Annotated in this window: 17 protein-coding genes; 12 read left to right on the top strand and 5 right to left on the bottom strand. The window is 67.4% G+C overall.

Going from position 1 to position 19,235, the window contains the following annotated elements; translation table 11 throughout:
• Nucleotides 1–18 precede the first annotated feature (18 nt).
• From xseA to ACEWX3_RS08020, 3 genes are all read left to right on the top strand, one after another.
• Nucleotides 19–1,287 (top strand): exodeoxyribonuclease VII large subunit, encoded by a 1,269-nt coding sequence (gene xseA, locus ACEWX3_RS08030; protein ID WP_374159132.1) that lies wholly within the window; start codon nucleotides 19–21, stop codon nucleotides 1,285–1,287.
• A complete protein-coding gene (locus ACEWX3_RS08025; RefSeq protein WP_163678137.1) occupies nucleotides 1,274–1,486 on the top strand; it encodes an exodeoxyribonuclease VII small subunit in 213 nt (70 codons plus the stop codon). The genes xseA and ACEWX3_RS08025 overlap by 14 nt, the downstream gene beginning before the upstream one ends.
• Nucleotides 1,487–1,550: 64 nt before the next feature.
• Nucleotides 1,551–2,663: an NAD-dependent epimerase/dehydratase family protein gene (locus ACEWX3_RS08020; RefSeq protein ID WP_374159131.1), complete on the top strand. Its 1,113-nt coding sequence runs from the start codon at nucleotides 1,551–1,553 to the stop codon at nucleotides 2,661–2,663.
• A gap of 1 nt (nucleotide 2,664) precedes the next feature.
• Here ACEWX3_RS08020 and ACEWX3_RS08015 read toward each other — a convergent pair whose 3' ends face one another.
• Both ACEWX3_RS08015 and ACEWX3_RS08010 read right to left on the bottom strand, forming a co-directional pair.
• Nucleotides 2,665–5,031, bottom strand: a complete 2,367-nt coding sequence (locus ACEWX3_RS08015; protein WP_374159130.1) for an arylsulfatase — start codon at nucleotides 5,029–5,031, stop codon at nucleotides 2,665–2,667.
• A 52-nt stretch (nucleotides 5,032–5,083) separates the two neighbouring features.
• Nucleotides 5,084–7,471, bottom strand: a complete 2,388-nt coding sequence (locus ACEWX3_RS08010) for an arylsulfatase (RefSeq protein WP_374159129.1) — start codon at nucleotides 7,469–7,471, stop codon at nucleotides 5,084–5,086.
• A 273-nt stretch (nucleotides 7,472–7,744) separates the two neighbouring features.
• Here ACEWX3_RS08010 and ACEWX3_RS08005 point away from each other — a divergent pair, with 273 nt between their 5' ends.
• From ACEWX3_RS08005 to ACEWX3_RS07995, 3 genes are all read left to right on the top strand, one after another.
• Nucleotides 7,745–9,289 carry an arylsulfatase gene (locus ACEWX3_RS08005; RefSeq protein ID WP_207066996.1) on the top strand — a complete coding sequence of 515 codons (1,545 nt, stop codon included), beginning with the start codon at nucleotides 7,745–7,747 and terminating at the stop codon, nucleotides 9,287–9,289.
• A gap of 31 nt (nucleotides 9,290–9,320) precedes the next feature.
• Complete coding sequence (locus tag ACEWX3_RS08000; RefSeq protein ID WP_374159128.1) at nucleotides 9,321–10,226, top strand: HAD family hydrolase; 906 nt, start codon at nucleotides 9,321–9,323, stop codon at nucleotides 10,224–10,226.
• Between the two features lie 86 nt (nucleotides 10,227–10,312).
• A complete protein-coding gene (locus ACEWX3_RS07995; protein WP_221362250.1) occupies nucleotides 10,313–11,200 on the top strand; it encodes a formylglycine-generating enzyme family protein in 888 nt (295 codons plus the stop codon).
• Nucleotides 11,201–11,219: 19 nt separating this feature from the next.
• Here the strand turns inward: ACEWX3_RS07995 and ACEWX3_RS07990 are convergent, their stop codons facing one another.
• Nucleotides 11,220–11,684, bottom strand: a complete 465-nt coding sequence (locus ACEWX3_RS07990) for an SRPBCC family protein (RefSeq protein WP_221362249.1) — start codon at nucleotides 11,682–11,684, stop codon at nucleotides 11,220–11,222.
• 118 nt (nucleotides 11,685–11,802) lie between these two features.
• Here ACEWX3_RS07990 and ACEWX3_RS07985 point away from each other — a divergent pair, with 118 nt between their 5' ends.
• Genes ACEWX3_RS07985 through ACEWX3_RS07975 form a run of 3 tightly spaced genes read left to right on the top strand, consistent with a single transcriptional unit; the run spans nucleotide 11,803 to nucleotide 14,705 of the window.
• A complete protein-coding gene (locus ACEWX3_RS07985; RefSeq protein ID WP_374159127.1) occupies nucleotides 11,803–12,588 on the top strand; it encodes an SDR family NAD(P)-dependent oxidoreductase in 786 nt (261 codons plus the stop codon).
• Nucleotides 12,585–13,424 carry an SDR family NAD(P)-dependent oxidoreductase gene (locus ACEWX3_RS07980; protein WP_374159126.1) on the top strand — a complete coding sequence of 280 codons (840 nt, stop codon included), beginning with the start codon at nucleotides 12,585–12,587 and terminating at the stop codon, nucleotides 13,422–13,424. The genes ACEWX3_RS07985 and ACEWX3_RS07980 overlap by 4 nt, the downstream gene beginning before the upstream one ends.
• Nucleotides 13,425–13,454: 30 nt before the next feature.
• Nucleotides 13,455–14,705, top strand: a complete 1,251-nt coding sequence (locus tag ACEWX3_RS07975; protein ID WP_374159125.1) for an AI-2E family transporter — start codon at nucleotides 13,455–13,457, stop codon at nucleotides 14,703–14,705.
• Here the strand turns inward: ACEWX3_RS07975 and ACEWX3_RS07970 are convergent.
• Together ACEWX3_RS07970 and ACEWX3_RS07965 are read right to left on the bottom strand one after the other, a co-directional pair.
• The gene (locus tag ACEWX3_RS07970; RefSeq protein ID WP_207066989.1) at nucleotides 14,686–15,483 is read right to left on the bottom strand and encodes a dienelactone hydrolase family protein; all 798 of its coding nucleotides are present in this window, start codon (nucleotides 15,481–15,483) and stop codon (nucleotides 14,686–14,688) included. The two genes, ACEWX3_RS07975 and ACEWX3_RS07970, sit on opposite strands and share 20 nt — an antisense overlap.
• 25 nt (nucleotides 15,484–15,508) lie before the next feature.
• Nucleotides 15,509–16,240: a DUF4245 domain-containing protein gene (locus tag ACEWX3_RS07965; RefSeq protein ID WP_374159124.1), complete on the bottom strand. Its 732-nt coding sequence runs from the start codon at nucleotides 16,238–16,240 to the stop codon at nucleotides 15,509–15,511.
• A 54-nt stretch (nucleotides 16,241–16,294) separates the two neighbouring features.
• Between ACEWX3_RS07965 and glpX the strand changes: the two genes are divergently transcribed.
• The 3 genes from glpX (at nucleotide 16,295) to ACEWX3_RS07950 (ending at nucleotide 19,216) form a co-directional block, all read left to right on the top strand.
• A complete protein-coding gene (gene glpX / locus ACEWX3_RS07960; protein WP_221362242.1) occupies nucleotides 16,295–17,326 on the top strand; it encodes a class II fructose-bisphosphatase in 1,032 nt (343 codons plus the stop codon).
• Nucleotides 17,327–17,408: 82 nt separating this feature from the next.
• The gene (locus ACEWX3_RS07955; protein ID WP_207066986.1) at nucleotides 17,409–18,818 is read left to right on the top strand and encodes a class II fumarate hydratase; all 1,410 of its coding nucleotides are present in this window, start codon (nucleotides 17,409–17,411) and stop codon (nucleotides 18,816–18,818) included.
• A 221-nt stretch (nucleotides 18,819–19,039) separates the two neighbouring features.
• A complete protein-coding gene (locus ACEWX3_RS07950; RefSeq protein ID WP_207066985.1) occupies nucleotides 19,040–19,216 on the top strand; it encodes a hypothetical protein in 177 nt (58 codons plus the stop codon).
• The last annotated feature ends 19 nt before the right edge of the window (nucleotides 19,217–19,235 follow it).

Here is a 19,235-nt window from a genome sequence, read left to right as displayed (position 1 = left end):
CCCGGCGGGCTCGGCCCGATGACGGAGCCGCCGCAGGGGCAGTCGGCAGACAACCCCTTTCCGGTCCGCGGCGTCGCCATCCGTGTCGCGGGGTGGATCGACAAGCTCGGCGCGGTGTGGGTCGAGGGCCAGATCGCCCAGCTGACGCTGCGGCCGAACTCCAACACGGCGTTCATCACGTTGCGTGACCCGGCCGCAGACATGTCGCTGTCGCTGACCTGCCCACGGGACCTGGTGGTCAATGCCCCGGTGCGGATGACCGACGGCACCCAGGTGATCGTGTTCGGCAAGCCGAATTTCTACACCGGACGCGGCACGTTCTCCCTGCGCGTCAGCGAGATCCGGGCCGTCGGGATCGGTGAACTGCTCGCGCGCATCGAGCGGCTGCGCCGGCTGCTCGACGCCGAGGGCCTGTTCGATCCGCGGCTCAAGCGCCCGTTGCCGTTCCTGCCCGACACCATCGGGCTGATCACCGGCCGCGCGTCGGCCGCCGAGCACGACATCATGGCGGTCACCACCGGCCGCTGGCCGGCGGTGCGGTTTTCGGTGCGCCACACGGTGGTGCAGGGGCCCAATGCGGTGCCGCAGATCGTCGAGGCCCTCCGGGGCCTCGACGCCGACCCAGCCGTCGACGTCATCGTCCTCGCCCGTGGCGGCGGCAGCGTCGAGGATCTGCTGCCGTTCTCCGACGAGACGTTGTGCCGCGAGATCGCGCGCTGCAGGACGCCGGTGGTCAGCGCGATCGGCCACGAACCGGACAACCCGCTGTGCGATCTGGTCGCCGATGTCCGGGCAGCGACGCCGACCGACGCTGCCAAGCGGATCGTCCCGGACACCGGCGCCGAGCAGGCACTGGTCAAGGATCTGCGCTCACGCAGCGCACGGGCGCTGCGCAACTGGGTCAACCGGGAACAGCACGTCGTGACGCAGCTGCGCAGCAGACCCGTGCTGGCCCGTCCGCTCGAGGCGATCGACGCCCGCGGCGAGGAGATCCACCGCGCGCGGCGCACCGCCCGGCGCGACATCACCCGGCTGGTGGCAGCCGAGTCGGATCGGGTCGGGCACCTGGCCGCACGGCTGGCCACCCTCGGCCCGGCGGCCACGCTGGCCCGCGGCTATGCCGTGGTGCAGGGACTGCCCACCGACGGGCCGCCACATGTGCTGCATTCGGTGAACGACGCCCCCGCGGGCGCCCGGCTGCGTATCCGGGTGGCCGACGGGGCGCTCACAGCGCTCAGTGAAGGCGCAATCGACGACGAGCAGAGAGGCGCCGATGAAGCCTATTAGTGAACTCGGATACGAAGAGGCCCGCGACGAACTGATCGATGTCGTACAGCGCCTCGAGCATGGCGGCCTCGACCTGGACGCTTCTCTGGCGCTCTGGGAAAGAGGCGAAGAACTGGCCAAATGCTGTGAAGAGCACCTGGCTGGTGCGCGTAAGCGGGTGGAGCAGGCGCTGGCCGCCAAAGACGACGACGAAGGTTGACAGCGGAAGCATCCAGCTGCCTCGGTCTGGCAAATTGGAACACGTTTCAGTTAGGCTGCCCGGCATGGCTGATGCGACGCTGCAGACTGATCTGGGCCGGGTTCTGGTCACCGGGGGTTCGGGCTTCGTCGGCGCCAACCTGGTGACCGAGCTGCTGGAGCGGGGCCTGGAGGTCCGCGCCTTCGACCGGGTCGCGTCCCGGTTGCCCGAGCATCCCCGCCTTGAGGTGCTCGAGGGCGACATCACCGACACCGACGACGTCGCCGCCGCGGTCGACGGGATCGACACCGTGTTCCACACCGCCGCGATCATCGACCTGATGGGCGGCGGCTCCCCCTCCGGAGAGGCACGCCAGCGCAGCTTCGCGGTCAACGTCACCGGCACCGAGAACCTGGTGCACGCCGCCCAGAAGGCCGGTGTGCAGCGTTTCGTCTACACCGCCTCCAACAGCGTGGTCATGGGTGGCCAGGAGATCTCCGGCGGCGACGAAACCCTGCCCTACACCGACCGGTTCGCCGACCTGTACACCGAGACCAAGGTGGTGGCCGAGAAGTTCGTGCTGGGCCAGAACGGGGAGCAGGGGATGCTGACCTGCTCGATCCGGCCCAGCGGCATCTGGGGCCGCGGCGATCAGACCATGTTCCGCAAGGTGTTCGAAAGCGTCCTCGCCGGCCACGTCAAGGTCCTGGTCGGCAGCAAGGAGGTCAAGCTCGACAACTCCTACGTGCACAACCTGGTTCACGGATTCATCCTCGCCGCGCAGCATCTCGTGCCCGGCGGCACCGCGCCCGGCCAGGCGTACTTCATCAACGACGGCGAGCCGATCAACATGTTCGAGTTCTCCCGGCCGGTCGTCGAGGCGTGCGGCGAGCGGCTACCCACATTCCGGGTTCCGGGCCGACTGGTTTGGCTGGCCATGCGGGTATGGCAGTTCCTGCACTTCAAGCTCGGACTTCCCAAACCACTGCTGGAACCGCTTGCGGTGGAGCGGATCTACCTGGACAACTACTTCTCGATCGCGAAGGCGCAGCGTGACCTGGGTTACCAACCGCTGTACACCACCGAGCAGGCGCTCGAGCACTGCCTTCCGTATTACGTCGAGCTGTTCGAGCAGATGAAGGCCGCGGCCGGCGAACCCGTCGTGCACGCCGCCGCACCGACATCGCCGAAGGGCTGATCTACTGCTTGGCCATCGCGATGTTGAAACGGTCTTCCGGCTTGATGAGATGGTTCTGGCCGTCGCCGCCGAGGTCGATCTGCACCCATTCGATGGTGCCGGTGAACCGGTTGCCGGTGGGTCCGTAGTCCGGAGAGGCCGGTGAACCGGTGTCGCACCCGACGTCGCAGGCCTCGTCGGCGGAGAACGCCATCGGCTGGGTCCGCTCCACCCGCCCCCGGCCCACCTCGCGGCCGTCGTAATACAGGGTCACGTCACCACCCTTGCCCAAGCCGTCACCGTCGTAGCCGAACTCCATGCGCACCTGGTGTTTTCCCGCCGGAATCTCTTCGATTGCCGCAGTGACGAAGTAGTCGATCCCGAAGTAGTTGTAGCAGTACTTCAGTGTGTTCTCGTGCGCATACAGCGTCCACCCGCCGACGCTGCCGCCTTGGGTGACGATGACCCCGGCGGCGCCGGCCTCGGGTACGTCGAGGTTCGCGGTCACCGAGTGTGACTGGTTCTTCAGGTTCAGCACGCACCACTCGCTGACCCGCATGCCGTCGAACAGCAGCTGACTTTTTCCGCGGATGAGCTGGGGGCGTCCGGCGATATCCGGGTTGATGCGTTCGAAGCCGCGGTCGTCGAGCGGGACGACGTTGTACTTGGTCGCTTCGATCAGCCAGAGCCGCTGCAGTTCCGCGAGTTTCGCCGGGTTCTCGGAGGCCACATCGTGGGCCTGGGTCCAGTCCCCGGGCTCGTAGAGCTCCCAGACGTCATCGTCGAACGGGGGTGGGACATCGGCCTTCCACGGGGTGCGATGCTTGGTGACGGCCGTCCAGCCCTGGAAGTAGATGCCCCGGTTGCCCATCATCTCGAAGTACTGCACCTGGTGGGTTTCGGGGGCTGCGGCATCGTGCAGGGTCGCCATCATGCTGACACCTTCCAAGGGCGCCTGCGTGGTGCCGTTGACCGAGTGGGGCGCGGGCAGGCCGGCGGCCTCCAGGATCGTGGGCACGACGTCGATGACGTGGTGGAACTGGTCGCGCGTGGCGCCCTTGTCGGGCAACCCGTTCGGCCATGACACGATCGTGCCGTTGCGGGTGCCGCCCCAGTGCGAAGCGACCTGCTTGGTCCACTGATAGGGCGCGCACAGCGCGTGCGCCCACCCGACCGCGTAGTGGTTGTACGCCTCCGGAGTGCCGAATGCGTCGATCTTGGACAACAGGAACTCGGTGGTCTCGATGCCGGGAAGGCCGTTGAGCGTGGTCATCTCGTTGTAGCAACCGTTGACGGTGCCCTCTGCGGAGGCACCGTTGTCGCCGATGATGTAGTAGATCAACGTGTCGTCGAGCACGCCGAGATCGGAGATGGCGTCGACGACCCGTCCCACCGCGTGGTCGGTCTGCTCCAGGAATCCGGCGTAGATCTCCATCTGCTTGGCCAGCACCGGTTTGAGATCGTCGGGCATGTCGTCCCACGCCGGGATCTCGTCGTGCCGGGCGGTCAGCTCCGCATCCGGCGGCACCACGCCGAGTTCTTTCTGCCGAGCGAGAATTCGCTCGCGAAGCGCATCCCACCCGTCGTCGAACCTGCCGCGGTACTTGTCCGACCACTGCTTGGGCACGTGGTGCGGGGCGTGCGTGGCGCCCGGTGCGAAGTACATGAAGAACGGCTTGTCCGGCATCAGCGCCTTCTGCTGGCGCACCCAGGTGATCGCGTGGTCGGCAAGGTCATCGGTGAGTGTGTAACCCTGCTCCGGTGTTCGCGGCGGTTCGACAGCGGTGGTGCCTTCGTAGAGACCCGGGTAGTACTGGTTGGCCTCGCCGCCGACGAAGCCGTAGAAGTACTCGAAGCCAGAGCCGGTCGGCCACTGGTGGAAGGGGCCGACGGGAGTGACCTCCCAGCCGGGCACTTCGTGACACTTGCCGAACTGGGCGGTGGAGTAGCCGTTGAGCTTCAGCGTCTCGGCCACCGGTGCCTTGTCCTTGGGTCGGATGCTGTTGTTGCCCGGCGCCGAGGTGGCCATCTCGGTGATCGCGCCCATGCCCACCGAGTGGTGGTTGCGGCCGGTCAGCATCGCCTGTCGGGTCGGCGAGCACAGGGCGGTGGTGTGGAACCGGTTCAGCTTCACACCGTTGGCGGCCAGCCTCTCGGCCACCGGGGTGTCGCAGGGTCCGCCGAACGCCGACGACGCACCGAATCCGACGTCGTCGATCAGCACGATCAACACGTTGGGCGCACCCTTCGGCGGGCGAAGCTCGGTGATCGGGGGGTACGTGGTGTTGGGGTCCTTGGCGTCATAGGTGGTCAGCCCCACATGCCGAGGGTCGGGTATCGGCAGGTGCTCTCGGGCCAGATGCGGCTGCGCCTTGGCTGAGTCGGACATCTTGCGCTCCCTTCGGCTCCGCAGGTCGGTGACGTGCCCGCTGGGGGCACCATCAGTCCCGGGCGAACGCTGCGGCTGCTTCCTTTTCGAGGTCGAGGTACGCCTCATCGCTGACGTCGATCCCCACTCCCAGAATCGTTCCCCCGGTGAAGGTTCCGGGTGATCGGTACAGGCTGGAGACGTTGTCGCCGCTGTCGTAACCGACGCACAGCCCGTCACCGGACAGGGTGAACTTTCCGACCTGCGCGCGCATCGGCCCCTTGGCCGCGACCTTGTCGTCGACGTACAGCGTTGCGGTGCCGTGCGATTCGCCGTACTCACCCGCACTTTCCCGAATGAACTCCATTCCGAGGGCGTGCTTGCCGGCAGTGAGCTCCTCGGAGACGAACTCCTGCTCGGGCTTGATGCCCAGGAAGTTGTACACATAATGCAGTTTGCGATCTTTGATGAACAACGCGTGGCCGCCGAAACGTGAACCGTGCGCGAAGATCACGCCTTCCGCACCGTCGGTGATGTCAGTGATGTCAATGTCGGCGACGATCTTGTACGACCGGCCGCGGATGTTGACCGCGACGCCCTCGGGCACCGGCGCAGTGCCCGGGTAGTAGACGTAGCGGTTGCGGGTCGGCTCGGACTGGGGCCGTTCGGTGGTGAGCAGCTCGGTGGCCGAGCGGTCGTCGAGGGGCAGCACAAAGTTGGCGTCGGCTTCGGCGAACCAGGTCTTGATCAGCTCCTGCAGCTTGTCGGGGTGTTCGTCGGCGAGGTTCTTCGATTCCGAACGGTCTTCGTCGACGTGGTAGAGCTCCCAACGGTCCTCGTCGAAGTGGCCCGCCCCGCTCAGCGGGGCGTGGATCGCCGAGGCCTTCCAGCCGTTCTCCCAGATCCCCCGGGTCCCCAGCATCGTGTAGTACTGGCGCTTCTTGGTGGTCGGTGCGTCGGCGTCGTCGAAGCTGTACCGCATCGACACCCCGTTCAGCGGGTACTGGTCGACCCCACGGTAGGTGGTCGGCATCTCCAGGCCGACGGCGTCGAGGATGGTGGCGACCACGTCGGTGGCGTGGTGGTACTGGTGCCGCACCTCGCCCTTGGCCTTGATGCCGGCCGGCCAGTGGATCACCATCGGGTCGCAGGTGCCCCCGGAGAACTGCGAGTAGCGCTTGAACATCTGGAACGGCGTCGAGAAGGCGACGGCCCACCCGGTCGGATAGTGATTGTAGGTGTCCGGGCCGCCGAGGGTTTCCAGATACTTCATGTTCTCGGCCAGCTCGTCGGGGTAGCCGTTGAAGAACTTGTTCTCGTTGACCGACCCGTTCGGTGAGCCCTCGCCCGAGGCCCCGTTGTCGGCGCAGTAGAAGATCAGCGTGTCGTCCAGTTGGCCGGTCTGCTCGAGGTAGTCGACGACCCGCCCCACCTGCGCGTCGGTGTATTCCGAGAAGCCCGCGAACACCTCTGCCATCCGCGCGAAGAGCCTTTTCTCGTCGTCGTTGAGCGAATCCCACGGCCGGACCTGGTCGGCATCCACGGCAATGTCGTCGGGCATCGGGTTGAGCGGGGTCAGCTGCGTGCCCTCGGGCAGAATGCCCTTGTCCACCATGCGGGCCAGCACCCATTCGCGGTAGGCCTCGTAACCGTCGTCGAACATGCCTTTGTATTTGTCGGCGTACTCGGCCGGGGAATGGTGGGGCGCGTGGTTGGCTCCCGGGCAGAACCACATGTACCAGGGTTTGGACGGGTTGGTGGCCTGCTGGTCACGCAGCATCCTCAGCGCCTGATCGGCCATGTCCTTCGACAGGTGGTAGCCATCCTCGGGGCCGTAGGGCTGCTCGATGAACCGGTTGTCCTCCACCAGGTCCGGATACCATTGGTTCGTCTCGCCGCCCAGAAAACCGTAGAACCGGTCGAAGCCCTTCTGCAGCGGCCACTCCGAGCGGCTGCCGCCGCTGGCGACATCCTCTTCGGGCACGTTGTGGTTCTTGCCGACCCAGAAGGTGCTGTAGCCGTTGTCCTGCAGCACCTGCGCGACGGTCGCACATTCCACCGGAAGCCGGGCGGCCGAACCGGGAAAGCCGTTCGACGCTTCGGTGATCGCCGAGGAGCGGTTGACGTGGTGGTTGCGTCCGGTGAGGAAGCACGACCTCGTCGGCGAGCACAGTGCGGTCGTGTGCCACTGCGAATACGTCAGACCGTTGTCTGCCAGCCGTTGCATCACCGGCATCTCGATGCGACCGCCGTAGGGCGACCACGCCGCCAGCCCGGTGTCGTCATACAGCACCACGAGAATGTTGGGCGAACCTTCCGGCGCGCGCTTCAGCACATAGGGGGACCAATCGGCCACCGAGTCACGGACGTCCAGTTCGATCTTTCCGGCAAAGTCCTCGTTCACGTCGACACCCCGTCCCGCGCTCCGGTAGCACCCGTGTGCGCAAGCTTTACACAGCATCTGCGCTCGTGGTGGAACTCGCATGAACAATTGGTGACGTCCGACGGGGACTGGTCAAAAACCATACGGTTGAACAGCTCCCGGGGCAGGCAGCCCGGCTCACGTCAGCGATGCGAAGCGTAATAGCTGCTTCTCTACCGAAGTTGCAGGCACGAACAGCGCAGAAAATCGCCGACGACTCTGCGCGCCGATCCGCTGCCGCACCGAGCCCCGATGGCTAGGCTTCCAGGCGATCACGACTTCAGACACCGAGGCCGGAAGCGAGGCACACTCATGCCGAACGGGAAACCCAACATCCTGGTGATCTGGGGCGACGACATCGGGATCACCAACCTCAGCTGCTACAGCGACGGGCTGATGGGCTATCGCACCCCCAACATCGACCGCATCGCCGCCGAGGGCATGCGGTTCACCGACTCGTACGGCGAACAGAGCTGCACCGCCGGCCGCTCGTCGTTCATCACCGGCCAGAGCGTGTACCGCACCGGTCTGTCCAAGGTCGGGATGCCGGGCGTCGACATGGGCCTGTCCCCGGAGGACCCCACCATCGCCACGCTGCTCAAGCCGCTGGGCTATGCCACCGGTCAATTCGGCAAGAACCACCTGGGGGATCTGAACAAGTATCTGCCCACCGCGCACGGTTTCGACGAGTTCTTCGGCAACCTGTATCACCTCAACGCCGAGGAGGAACCGGAGCACCCGGACTACCCCACCGAAGAGGAGGCGCCGCGTCTGCGTAAAGCCCTCCTCCCCCGTGGCGTCATCAAGTCGTGGGCAACCGACGAGGCGTCCGACGAGGTCGACGAGCGCTTCGGCCCGCTGGGCAAACAGCGCGTCGAGGACACCGGACCGCTGACCAAGAAGCGGATGGAGACCGTCGACGACGAGACCACCTCCGCGGCCATCGACTTCATGAAGCGCCAGCACGAGGCCGACACCCCGTTCTTCGTCTGGATGAACACCACCCATATGCATTTCCGGACGCACACCAAACCGGAGAGCCTGGGTCAGGCGGGCCGCTGGCAGTCGCCCTACCACGACACGATGGTCGACCACGACAAGCACGTCGGCCTGCTGCTGGACTGCCTCGACGAACTCGGCATCGCCGAGGACACCATCGTCGTGTACTCCACCGACAACGGCCCGCACGCCAACACCTGGCCCGACGGGGCGACCACGCCCTTCCGCAGCGAGAAGAACACCGGATGGGAGGGCGCGTTCCGGGTGCCGGAGATGATCCGCTGGCCCGGCAAGATCCCGGCCGGAGTGGTGTCCAACGAGATCGTCCAGCACCATGACTGGCTGCCGACCTTCCTGGCCGCCGCCGGCGAATCCTCGATCGTGGAGAAACTCAAGCAGGGGCACACGATCGACGACAAGACCTACCACGTGCACATCGACGGGTACGACCTGTTGCCGTACCTGACCGGCGAGGTGGACAAGAGCCCGCGCCGCGGCCTGATCTACTTCTCCGACGACTGCGACGTGCTCGGTATCCGGCTGGACAACTGGAAGGTCGTGTTCATGGAGCAGCGTTGCCAGGGCACGCTGCAGATCTGGTTCGAGCCGTTCACCGAGCTGCGGGCGCCCAAGATCTTCAACCTGCGCACCGACCCGTTCGAGCACGCCGATGTCACGTCGAACACGTACTGGGACTGGTTCCTCGACCACGACTACATCGCGTTCATGGCCAATGCCCTGGTGCTGGAATTCCTGGAAACCTTCAAGGAGTTCCCGCCGCGCAAGGAACCGGCGTCGTTCACGATCACCAACGCCGTCGAGAAGCTCAACAACTACCTCGAGACCATCGGCGGCTGACAACTCGGCGAGCGAAGCGACGGGAGGTAGCGTGGCGGGGCTCGAGTCCTGGCACGACGGTGCGGCGAAGGCGGCGATCGTCGACTTCGTCGGTCGTGCCGTGCGCGACGTCGCACCGCAGGAGCGCGTCGCGGTGTTCGACAACGACGGAACGCTGTGGTGTGAGAAGCCGGCCTACATCCAGCTGGACTTCCTGGTCCGCCGGCTGGCCGAACAGGTCGCGGCGGACCCGTCACTGACCGACAACCCGGCCTACCGCGCGGCCGCCTCGGGCGATCTCGCGTGGTTCGGCGATGCGGTCACCCAGCACTACAATGGTGACGACTCGGCGTTGAAAGTGCTTGCCGGCGCGGTGTTGTCGGCCTATGCCGGTCTCACCGTCGAAGAGCACGCCGAGCGGGTCACTGCGTTCTTCGCCGACGCGACACACCCGACGCTCGGGGTTCCCTACACCGCATGCGGTTACCGTCCGATGGTGGAGTTGCTGCGGTATCTCGAGGACCACGGGTTCACCAATTACATCGCCTCCGGCGGCGGCCGCGACTTCATGCGCCCGATCACCACGCAGATGTACGGTGTTCCGCCCGAGCGGGTGATCGGAAGTTCGGTCGGGCTCGACTTCGTCGACGGCCACCTGAAAACCACCTCGACCCCGGAGTTCCTCAACGACGGACCGGTCAAGGCGGTGCGCATCTGGGGCCGGGTGGGACGGCGGCCGATCTTCGCGGCCGGCAACTCCAACGGTGACATCGCGATGATGGAATACGCGACCGCCGCGCCGCACCCCTCGCTGGCGCTGCTGGTGCGTCACGACGACGGCGAGCGCGAGTTCGATTATGTTGCCGGGGCGGAGAAGTCGCTGCAGCTCGCCGAAGCGAACGGCTGGACCGTCGCGAGCATGCGCAACGACTGGATAACCGTGTTCGATGGGGCGTGAGCATGTGACGTCGATGCCAAACCTCGTCGAGACTGCGTCAGCGGTGGCCGCTACTCGCACTTTCCCGCCGCCAGCGCGGTCTCGACGTGTCTGACGAGTTGCTGTGGGTGCCGACGCAGACCGCGATGCTGGGATCCGACCACCACTACCCGGAGGAGGCGCCGGCGCGCGAGGTCACCGTCGACGGCTTCGCGATCATGGCACACCAGGTGACCAACGCCGAGTTCGCCGAATTCGTCACGGCCACCGGCTATCTCACCGTGGCCGAGCGGCCGCTCGACCCTGCCGACTATCCGGGCGCGCCGCCGGAGAACCTGTACCCGGGCTCGATGGTGTTCCGTCGCACGACGGGACCGGTCGACCTGAGGCATCTCAGCCAGTGGTGGACCTGGACGCCCGGCGCGTGCTGGAACCACCCCCGGGGCCCGCGGTCCGGGCTGCGTAACCGCGACGACCATCCCGTCGTGCACGTCGCGTTCGAGGATGCGCAGGCGTATGCAGACTGGGCCGGGCTGGCGTTGCCCACCGAGGCCGAATGGGAGGTCGCGGCCCGGGGCGGTCTGCCGCATGCGACCTACACGTGGGGCGATGAGCCGGAGAAGCCCGGGCAGCGACTGGCCAACTACTGGCACGGCGAGTTCCCCTACCTGCCCGACACCGGGTACGGCCAGACGGCGCCCGTGGGCAGCTTCCCGCCCAACGGGTACGGCCTGTTCGACATGGCCGGCAACGTGTGGGAGTGGACCACCGACTGGTACGGACCGGCCCGCGACGACCAGCCCTGCTGCGCCGAAGACACCTACGACCCCGACCAGCCGGTCCAGGTCGCCCGCCGCGTCATCAAAGGCGGCTCGTTCCTCTGCGCGGACAGCTACTGCATGCGGTACCGGCCGGCCGCCCGCCGCCCGCAGCAGGTCGACACCGGGATGAGCCACCTCGGCTTTCGGTGTGTCAAACGCAGCGCGACCAGCTGAGCGCCGCGATTGTGTCGCCTCAAGCGGTTTCGGCGGTCTTCTTGATCGCGGCGAGCGTGACCGGCATCCCTTCGCGCGCGGCGTCGCTGCGCTTGGCGATCTCGGCCTCGGCTGTGTCGCCGAAAGCTTGGCGGAACCCGTCGACGCCCTTGGGCAGAAACTCCCACCACTGGGTCAGCTCGGTGCCCTCGCCTGCCGGTTCCAGGGTGAAGCCCCAATACACCCAGCCGTCGTTGACCTCCCAGGCGAACTTGCGGCCGGGCTCGGCGGCGACCACCTGGCTGCGCGTCTCCCAGGTGCGACCTGCGTCCTCGTTACGGCCGGTGAACCAGGCACCCACCTGAGGGCCGGCGCCCTCGTCCCACCAGCAGGCGCGACAGACGGGACTGAACTCACCCATCCTCGTCACGTCGGACACCAGTGCGTAGAGCTCGTCAGGCGGCACGGCCACCGTGATCGACTCCGATCTGTTCAGTTCGGTCACGCCCCCGAGTGTGCCAGTGCCGGTCTGCCGGCGCCGGAATCGGTCCCCCCTCTTGCGCATTGCCCGCCCGGATGTGAAGTTGGAACACGTTCTACTTCACTGTCGAAAGGCCGACCGGATGAGCAACAGTGGCGAGCGTCTGGCGGTGGTCGTCGGCGGGGCCTCCGGCATCGGATGGGCGAGCGCCCGTGCGCTGGCAGCGCACGGGTGCCGGGTGGTGATCGCCGACGTGAACGGCGATGCCGCGCGTGAGCGTGCCGCCGAGCTCGGCGCCCCTCACTCCGCCGCAGCCGTCGACGTCACCGACGAGACCTCGGTGCAGAGCCTGTTCGACGGCCTGTCCGATGGTCAAGGCACCCTCGACATCGCCGTCAACTGCGCGGGTTTCAGCAACGTCGGTCTCATCACCGACATGCCCGCCGAGGAGTTCCGCGCCGTCATCGACGTCTGTCTCAACGGCGCGTTCATCGTGTCCAAGCACGCCGGCCGGCACCTGCGCGAAGGTGGCTCGCTGATCCACATTAGCTCGCTCAACGGCAGGCAGCCGGCCGCCGGGATGAGCGCCTACTGCGCCGCGAAGGCCGGTCTGTCGATGCTGACGCAGGTGGCCGCGCTCGAGATGGGACCGCGCGGCATCCGGGTCAACGCCGTGGCGCCGGGCTTCGTGCACACCCCGCTCACCGCGGCTGCCGCAGCGGTCCCGGGCGTCGTCGAGGACTACGTCGGCAACACCGCGCTCGGACGGGCGGGCACACCCGAGGACATCGCCGAGGCGGTGCTCTACCTGTGCGCACCTGGATCGTCGTGGCTGACCGGCGAGGTACTCGACATCAACGGCGGCGCCCACCTCAAGCGCTACCCCGACGTGATGGGCCACGTCATGAAGCTGATGGAGCAGGCGTGAGCGTCGTCGGCAAGCAGGCCTTGGTGACCGGCGCCGGATCCGGCATCGGCGCCGCGCTGTGCCGCGCACTCGACGGCGCCGGCGCGCACGTGGTGTGCACCGACATCGACGAACCCGCCGCCGCGGCCACCGCGGCCGAGTTGAGTGCGCGCGCCCGGGCGGCGCGGCTGGACGTCACCGACGCCACCGCGGTGCAAGCTGCCGTCGACGACGTGGTGGCCCGCGCGGGTCGGTTGGACCTGATGTTCAACAACGCCGGGATCGTCTGGGGCGGCGACACCGAACAGCTCACCCTCGACCAGTGGAACGCCATCATCGATGTCAATCTGCGTGGTGTCGTCCACGGCGTCGCGGCGGCCTACCCGCAGATGCTGCGCCAGGGCCACGGCCACATCGTGAACACCGCCTCGATGGCCGGTCTGAGCGCCGCCGGCCAGATCACCAGTTATGTGGCGACCAAACACGCGGTCGTCGGGTTGTCGCTGGCGCTGCGATCGGAAGCGGTTCCCCGCGGGGTCGGCGTCACGGTCGTCTGTCCCGCCGCCGTCGAGACGCCGATCCTCGACAAAGGCGCCGTCGGCGGTTTCGTCGGTCGCGACTACTTCCTGCAGAACCAGGGCGGCAGGGCCTACGACGCCGACCGCCTGGCCCGCGACACCTTGCGCGCGATCGAGCGCAACAAGGCGATCCTCGTCAAACCGGCTGTCGCACACGCGCAATGGCTGTTCGCGCGGCTGACGCCGACGCTGATGAACCGTTTGGCCATGCGGTTTGTCACCGGGCAGCGGTCCCGCCAGACGCTCGGAGAGGCGTCCGGGCGCCCCGGCTCGGGTTAAGGTTGCGCTCGGCGGCCGACGGGAGGGCGCATGCGCGACGAATTGACGCTTACCCAGAAGCGTGCGCTGGTGGTGATGACGGTCATCGCGCTCGGCTTCGGGGCCTACTTCCTGCGGTCCTACGTCCTGCTGATCGCCATCGCGGCCGTGCTGGCCTATCTGTTCAACCCGCTGTACAGCCGGCTGCGGTCGAGGATGAACGTCGGTCTCTCCGCGACGGTGACGCTGCTGACGGCGATCCTGATCGTCGCGATACCGCTGACCGGTGTCGGCATCCTCGCCTTCATGCAGATCAGTCAGATGGTCGACTCGATCAGCCGGTGGGTTTCGGAAACGGATTTCACCGCACTGGCTCAGCGGCTGCTCGACTCGGCCAACGAGGTGCTGGCCCGCATCCCGTTCCTGGACGTCACGCTGACCCAGGACTCGGTGCGCGACGCGATGGCGACGCTGGGGCAGAACGGCGGCGAGTACGCGCTGAGTTTCCTGCAGGAGTCCGTCGGCAGCATCGCGTCGCTGGTGACCTCGGCGGTCATCTTCCTGTACGTGTTCGTGGCCCTGCTGACCAAGGGTGACCGCGTCCTCGATCTGTTCCGCGACCTCAACCCGTTGGGTGACAACATCTCCGACATCTATCTCGCCAAGATCGGCGCGATGGTCTCGGCGTCGGTCAAGGGGCAGTTCATCATCGCGGTCTGCCAGGGTGTGGCCGGCGCAGTGTCGATCTACCTCGGCGGCATCCACGACGCGTTCTTCATGTTCGTCATCTTCTTGACCGCACTGGCATTCATCCCGCTCGGAAGCGGAATCCTCGCCATCCCGCTGGGCATCGGAATGGCCTTGTTCGGCAACGTTTTCGGTGGCGTCTTCGTGGTGGTGTTCCATCTCGTCGTCACCACCAACATCGACAACGTGCTGCGCCCGCTGCTGGTGCCCAAGAGCGCCCACCTGCATCCGGCGCTGATGCTGCTCGCGGTGTTCGCCGGGCTGTCCATGTTCGGGTTCTGGGGCATCGTGCTGGGCCCGGTGCTGATGATCGTCATCGTCACGACGGTCAGCGTGTACCTGGTGGTCTACCGCGGCGCACCGGCCGAGTCGATCACCGGCACCCAGGCCGACGCCGGCGACGACGACGAGGCCCGCTCGGTGCCGTGGTGGCGCCGGATGCTGCCCGGAAAGCCGCGCACCCCGGCCGAACCCCAGCTCGAACACCAGTCCGAGTCCGCGTCCGAACCCACTGCCGAGCCCGGTCCCCAGGCCGCTACGTCAACCGAGAAGTGAGGAACTCCACGACGCGTTTGCGCGCCTCATAGGCCGGGTGGCCGTCGACCTCACGGACCTGGTCGGTCAGCACGGAGTGGGCCATGCGCCCGATACCGTCCGGGTTGCCTTTTCCGGAATCGATCTCGATGACCTCGAACGCGTCACCGAGCCGGCTCTTCAGCGTGGTGAACCGGTCACGCGGGGACATCGCGTCTTCGCTGAACCGCAGACCCATCACACACAGCCCCTCGGACGCGGCGCGCTGCTCGACGACCTTCAGTTCGGCGTCGGACACACCCGCGTCACGTCGCTGTTTCGGGGTCAGCGGCAACGGCAAGGACGGCTGGCTCATCACCGGGGCGAGCACGCTGTCGTCGACGGCGGCGGCCAACGCGAAACCCCCGGTGAAACACTGCCCGATCACGCCGACGCCCTTGCCGGGGGTCCGGTCGTTCAGGTCGCGGGCCAGCGCGCGCAGGTAGTGCGCGATCGGCCGGTCGGCGTTGGTGGCGAAAGCGGCGAACTCCTTGGCGACGCACCCCTTCAGCAGCGTGGGCACCGCCTTCGGCGACAGCGCCGGCGCTCCGGGGGTGCCGAACAGCGACGGCGCCGCGACGGTGAACCCGTTGTCCACCAGATGATTCCCGAGCGCCAGCACCCCGGGATGCAGGCCCGGCATCTCCGGGATCAACACCACACCGGGTCCCTCGCCCTTGCGGTACACGTCGTAGGTCAGCCCGTTGGCGGTGAACGGGGCCGCCGTCCAGCCGCTCAGATCCGATTCAGGGGCCGTCATGGCATCTCCGTTCGCCGGCTGGTCACTACGTCGCGGTCAATGGTGGCTGGGATTGCGTCGCCGCGGCAAGGGTCCGGAATTCCTCGGCGCTGCCGGCGCCGGTTATCGCAAGCTGCGCCGGCCCGGTCGGCCCGGGCACCCGCGCGGTCCACACCGGCTCGGCCGGTCGGCCACCGTCGCGCTCCCCACCCTGGTAGACCACCCAGGTGACGCCGTCGACGTCCTGCACCCCGGTGGGCACCAGCTCGGAACCGAACGTGGCCACCAGGGCGTCCTCGTCGGCGTTGCTCTGGGTCAGGCTGAGGTACATGCCGCTGGGCGCCAGGTAACCCACCCTGGAGGCGACCGCGCGAACCTGCTGGCCGGTCGCCGGGTCGGTGCGGCCGGCCTCGATGCCCTCGCGACTGCCCGAGTTGGCCTGCCAGCCCTCGGGCAGCTGGGGCAGGCGGATGGGGACGTCGAGCGCACCGGCGTCGGCCTGCAGTGCCGCACGGGCGTCATAGTCGGGGGCGGGGCCCGCGCCGGGGCCGGACGGGGCGAACGAGCACATGCCGAGCAGGCCGGCGAGCACCACGCACGCCAGCACCAGCGGCGCCATCGACCAGAACATGTCCCGGCCGTCCTGCAGCAATCGGGGCTTCTGCGGGCGCGGGCCCGGAAGGGCATATCCGGCTTCGGCACCGGCGGAACCTGCGGGTTCGGTCTGTCCGCCGGGCTCCCCGCCGACCTGCGGTCCCGGCTCGGGCGGCGTCGTCATGTCCCCCAGTATCCCAGCTCCCTGACCCGAACCCACTAATGGGACAATCTGGCCATGACAACGCCCTCGCGCCGGGAGGCCCCGGACCGCAACCTCGCTCTCGAACTCGTGCGGGTCACCGAGGCCGGAGCCATGGCCGCCGGCCGATGGGTCGGCCGCGGCGACAAGGAAGGCGGCGACGGGGCCGCCGTCGATGCCATGCGCGAACTGGTCAACTCGGTGTCGATGCGCGGCGTCGTGGTGATCGGCGAGGGCGAGAAGGACAACGCGCCGATGCTCTACAACGGCGAGGAGGTCGGCAACGGGGACGGCCCGGAGTGCGACTTCGCCGTCGACCCGATCGACGGCACCACGCTGATGAGCAAGGGCATGCCCAACGCGATCTCGGTGCTCGCCGTGGCCGAGCGCGGCGCGATGTTCGACCCGTCGGCGGTGTTCTACATGAACAAGATCGCCGCCGGACCCGACGTCGCCGACTTCATCGACATCACCTCGCCGATCGCGGCCAACATCCAGCGCATCGCCAAGGTGCGCAAGGCCTCGGTCTCCGACATCACCGTGTGCATCCTGGATCGCCCGCGTCACGAGCAACTCATCGCCGACGTGCGTGCGGCCGGCGCCCGCATCCGGCTGATCTCCGACGGCGACGTCGCCGGGGCGATCGCGGCGTGCCGGCCGGATTCGGGAACCGACATGCTCGCCGGCGTCGGCGGCACCCCCGAGGGCATCATCACCGCCGCGGCGATCCGCTGCATGGGCGGGGAGATCCAGGCGACCCTGGCGCCCAAGGACGACGAGGAGCGCCAGCAGGCGATCGATCGCGGCCACGATCTGAGCCGGGTACTGACCACGACGGACCTGGTGGCCGGCGAGAACGTGTTCTTCTGCGCCACCGGCGTCACCGACGGCGACCTGCTCAAGGGGGTGCGATTCTTCGGCGGCGGTTGTACGACGCAGTCGATCGTGATGCGATCGAAGTCGGGCACGGTCCGGATGATCGAGGCCTACCACCGCCTCTCGAAGCTCAACGAATATTCTGCAGTCAACTTCACCGGCGACATCTCCGCCGCCTACCCCCTGCCCTAGACCCCTCAGCTCTGGACCCTTCAGCTCTGGACCCCTGAGACCGACCCAGTCCCCGACCCCCACCGAGACGAACAGGGAGCACATGACCGACAAGGACGTCGAGTACCGGATCGAGCACGACACGATGGGCGAGGTGCGGGTGCCCAAGAACGCGTTGTGGCGCGCGCAGACCCAGCGGGCGGTGGAGAACTTCCCGATCTCGTTCCGGCCCTTGGAGCGCACGCAGATCCGCGCCCTGGGGCTGCTCAAAGGGGCATGCGCGCAGGTGAACAAGGACCTCGGCCTGCTCGACGCGGAGAAGGCCGACGCCATCATCGCCGCCGCCGCCGAGATCGCCGACGGCCAGCATGACGACCAGTTCCCGATCGATGTGTTCCAGACCGGCTCGGGCACCAGTTCGAACATGAACACCAACGAGGTCATCGCCTCGATCTGCGCGGCGAACGGGGTCACCGTGCACCCCAACGACCACGTGAACATGTCGCAGAGCTCCAACGACACCTTCCCGACGGCGACGCACATCGCAGCCACCGAAGCCGCTGTGCGTCACCTGATTCCGGCGCTGGAGACGCTGCACGAGTCGCTGACCTCCAAGGCCGGGCAGTGGCACACCGCGGTGAAGTCCGGGCGCACCCACCTGATGGACGCGGTGCCGGTGACGCTGGGCCAGGAGTTCGGCGGGTACGCCCGCCAGATCCAGGCCGGCATCGAGCGAGTCAAGGCCACCCTGCCCCGGCTCGGCGAGCTGGCCATCGGCGGCACGGCGGTGGGTACCGGTCTCAACGCGCCCGACGGCTTCGGCGAGAAGGTCGTGGAGGTGCTCAAAGACCAGACCGGCATCGCCGAACTACGCACCGCGGTGGACTCTTTCGAGGCCCAGGCGGCGCGGGACGGCTTGGTGGAGGCGTCCGGCGCGCTGAAGACGATCGCGGTGTCGCTGACCAAGATCGCCAACGACATCCGCTGGATGGGCTCGGGTCCGCTGACCGGCCTGGGCGAACTGCAGCTGCCCGACCTGCAGCCCGGCAGCTCGATCATGCCCGGGAAGGTCAACCCCGTCATCCCCGAGGCCGTCACGCAGGTCGCCGCCCAGGTGATCGGCAACGACGCCGCGGTGACCGTGGGTGGCTTGTCAGGCGCTTTCGAGCTCAACGTCTACATCCCGATGATGGCGCGCAACGTGCTCGAGTCGTTCACCCTGCTGTCCAACGTCTCGAAGCTGTTCGCCGCCAAGTGCATCGACGGGCTGGTGGCCAATGACCAGCGGCTGCGCGAACTGGCCGAGTCCTCCCCCTCGATCGTCACGCCGCTGAACTCGGCGATCGGCTACGAGGAGGCCGCCAAGGTCGCCAAGGAGGCGCTGAAGGACCGCAAGACGATCCGTCAGGCGGTCATCGACCGGGGCCTGATCGGCGACAAGCTCTCCGAGGAGGAGCTCGACAAACGTCTCGACGTGCTGGCGATGGCGAAGGTGAAAGACGACCACCGCTGACGCGGATCGCCCTCGCCAAATCGCGCAAAACGGCTGACGGATCGCCGGGACCGCAACAGAATTAGGGAAACACCCGATTCGACGTGGGGTCCTTGCGGCCTAGCGTCGAGTGGTCCCGATTCGCTCGAGGAGGCTCGGTGCCCGCTCCGCACGACATTGCTGCCACAACATCCACATCCGCCGCAACAGCCGCTTCTGGCACAGCAGCGACTTCTGGCGCATTGGTCACCACTGCGACCAGCCAGCCCGCGCTGCGCACGGGGTTCGTGATGCTGGGGCTGGCTTCGCTGCTCGACCTGTCCAAGGGCAGACACGGAGCAGGCGCCGACCGGGTGCTGGCGATGTCAGGCGCCGCGGCGGCGGGCTGGTACCTGGTCGAGTCTCGCCGGCGCCACTGACCGTTGCGCGCCATTGACC

Source organism: Mycobacterium sp. G7A2 (assembly GCF_041902445.1).
In the GTDB taxonomy this organism is placed as follows: Bacteria; Actinomycetota; Actinomycetes; order Mycobacteriales; family Mycobacteriaceae; genus Mycobacterium.
Note: the sequence above shows the minus strand (reverse complement) of the source record. Positions and strands in the feature narration are given on the sequence as shown.

Bases quoted from the DNA above. Each gene is read 5' to 3' on its own strand.
- xseA (WP_374159132.1), top strand. From the start codon at position 19: ATGACGGAGCCGCCGCAGGGGCAGTCGGCAGACAACCCCTTTCCGGTC.
- ACEWX3_RS08025 (WP_163678137.1), top strand. From the start codon at position 1,274: ATGAAGCCTATTAGTGAACTCGGATACGAAGAGGCCCGCGACGAACTG.
- ACEWX3_RS08020 (WP_374159131.1), top strand. From the start codon at position 1,551: ATGGCTGATGCGACGCTGCAGACTGATCTGGGCCGGGTTCTGGTCACC.
- ACEWX3_RS08015 (WP_374159130.1), bottom strand. From the start codon at position 5,031: ATGTCCGACTCAGCCAAGGCGCAGCCGCATCTGGCCCGAGAGCACCTG.
- ACEWX3_RS08010 (WP_374159129.1), bottom strand. From the start codon at position 7,471: ATGCTGTGTAAAGCTTGCGCACACGGGTGCTACCGGAGCGCGGGACGG.
- ACEWX3_RS08005 (WP_207066996.1), top strand. From the start codon at position 7,745: ATGCCGAACGGGAAACCCAACATCCTGGTGATCTGGGGCGACGACATC.
- ACEWX3_RS07985 (WP_374159127.1), top strand. From the start codon at position 11,803: ATGAGCAACAGTGGCGAGCGTCTGGCGGTGGTCGTCGGCGGGGCCTCC.
- ACEWX3_RS07975 (WP_374159125.1), top strand. From the start codon at position 13,455: ATGCGCGACGAATTGACGCTTACCCAGAAGCGTGCGCTGGTGGTGATG.
- ACEWX3_RS07970 (WP_207066989.1), bottom strand. From the start codon at position 15,483: ATGACGGCCCCTGAATCGGATCTGAGCGGCTGGACGGCGGCCCCGTTC.
- ACEWX3_RS07965 (WP_374159124.1), bottom strand. From the start codon at position 16,240: ATGACGACGCCGCCCGAGCCGGGACCGCAGGTCGGCGGGGAGCCCGGC.
- glpX (WP_221362242.1), top strand. From the start codon at position 16,295: ATGACAACGCCCTCGCGCCGGGAGGCCCCGGACCGCAACCTCGCTCTC.
- ACEWX3_RS07955 (WP_207066986.1), top strand. From the start codon at position 17,409: ATGACCGACAAGGACGTCGAGTACCGGATCGAGCACGACACGATGGGC.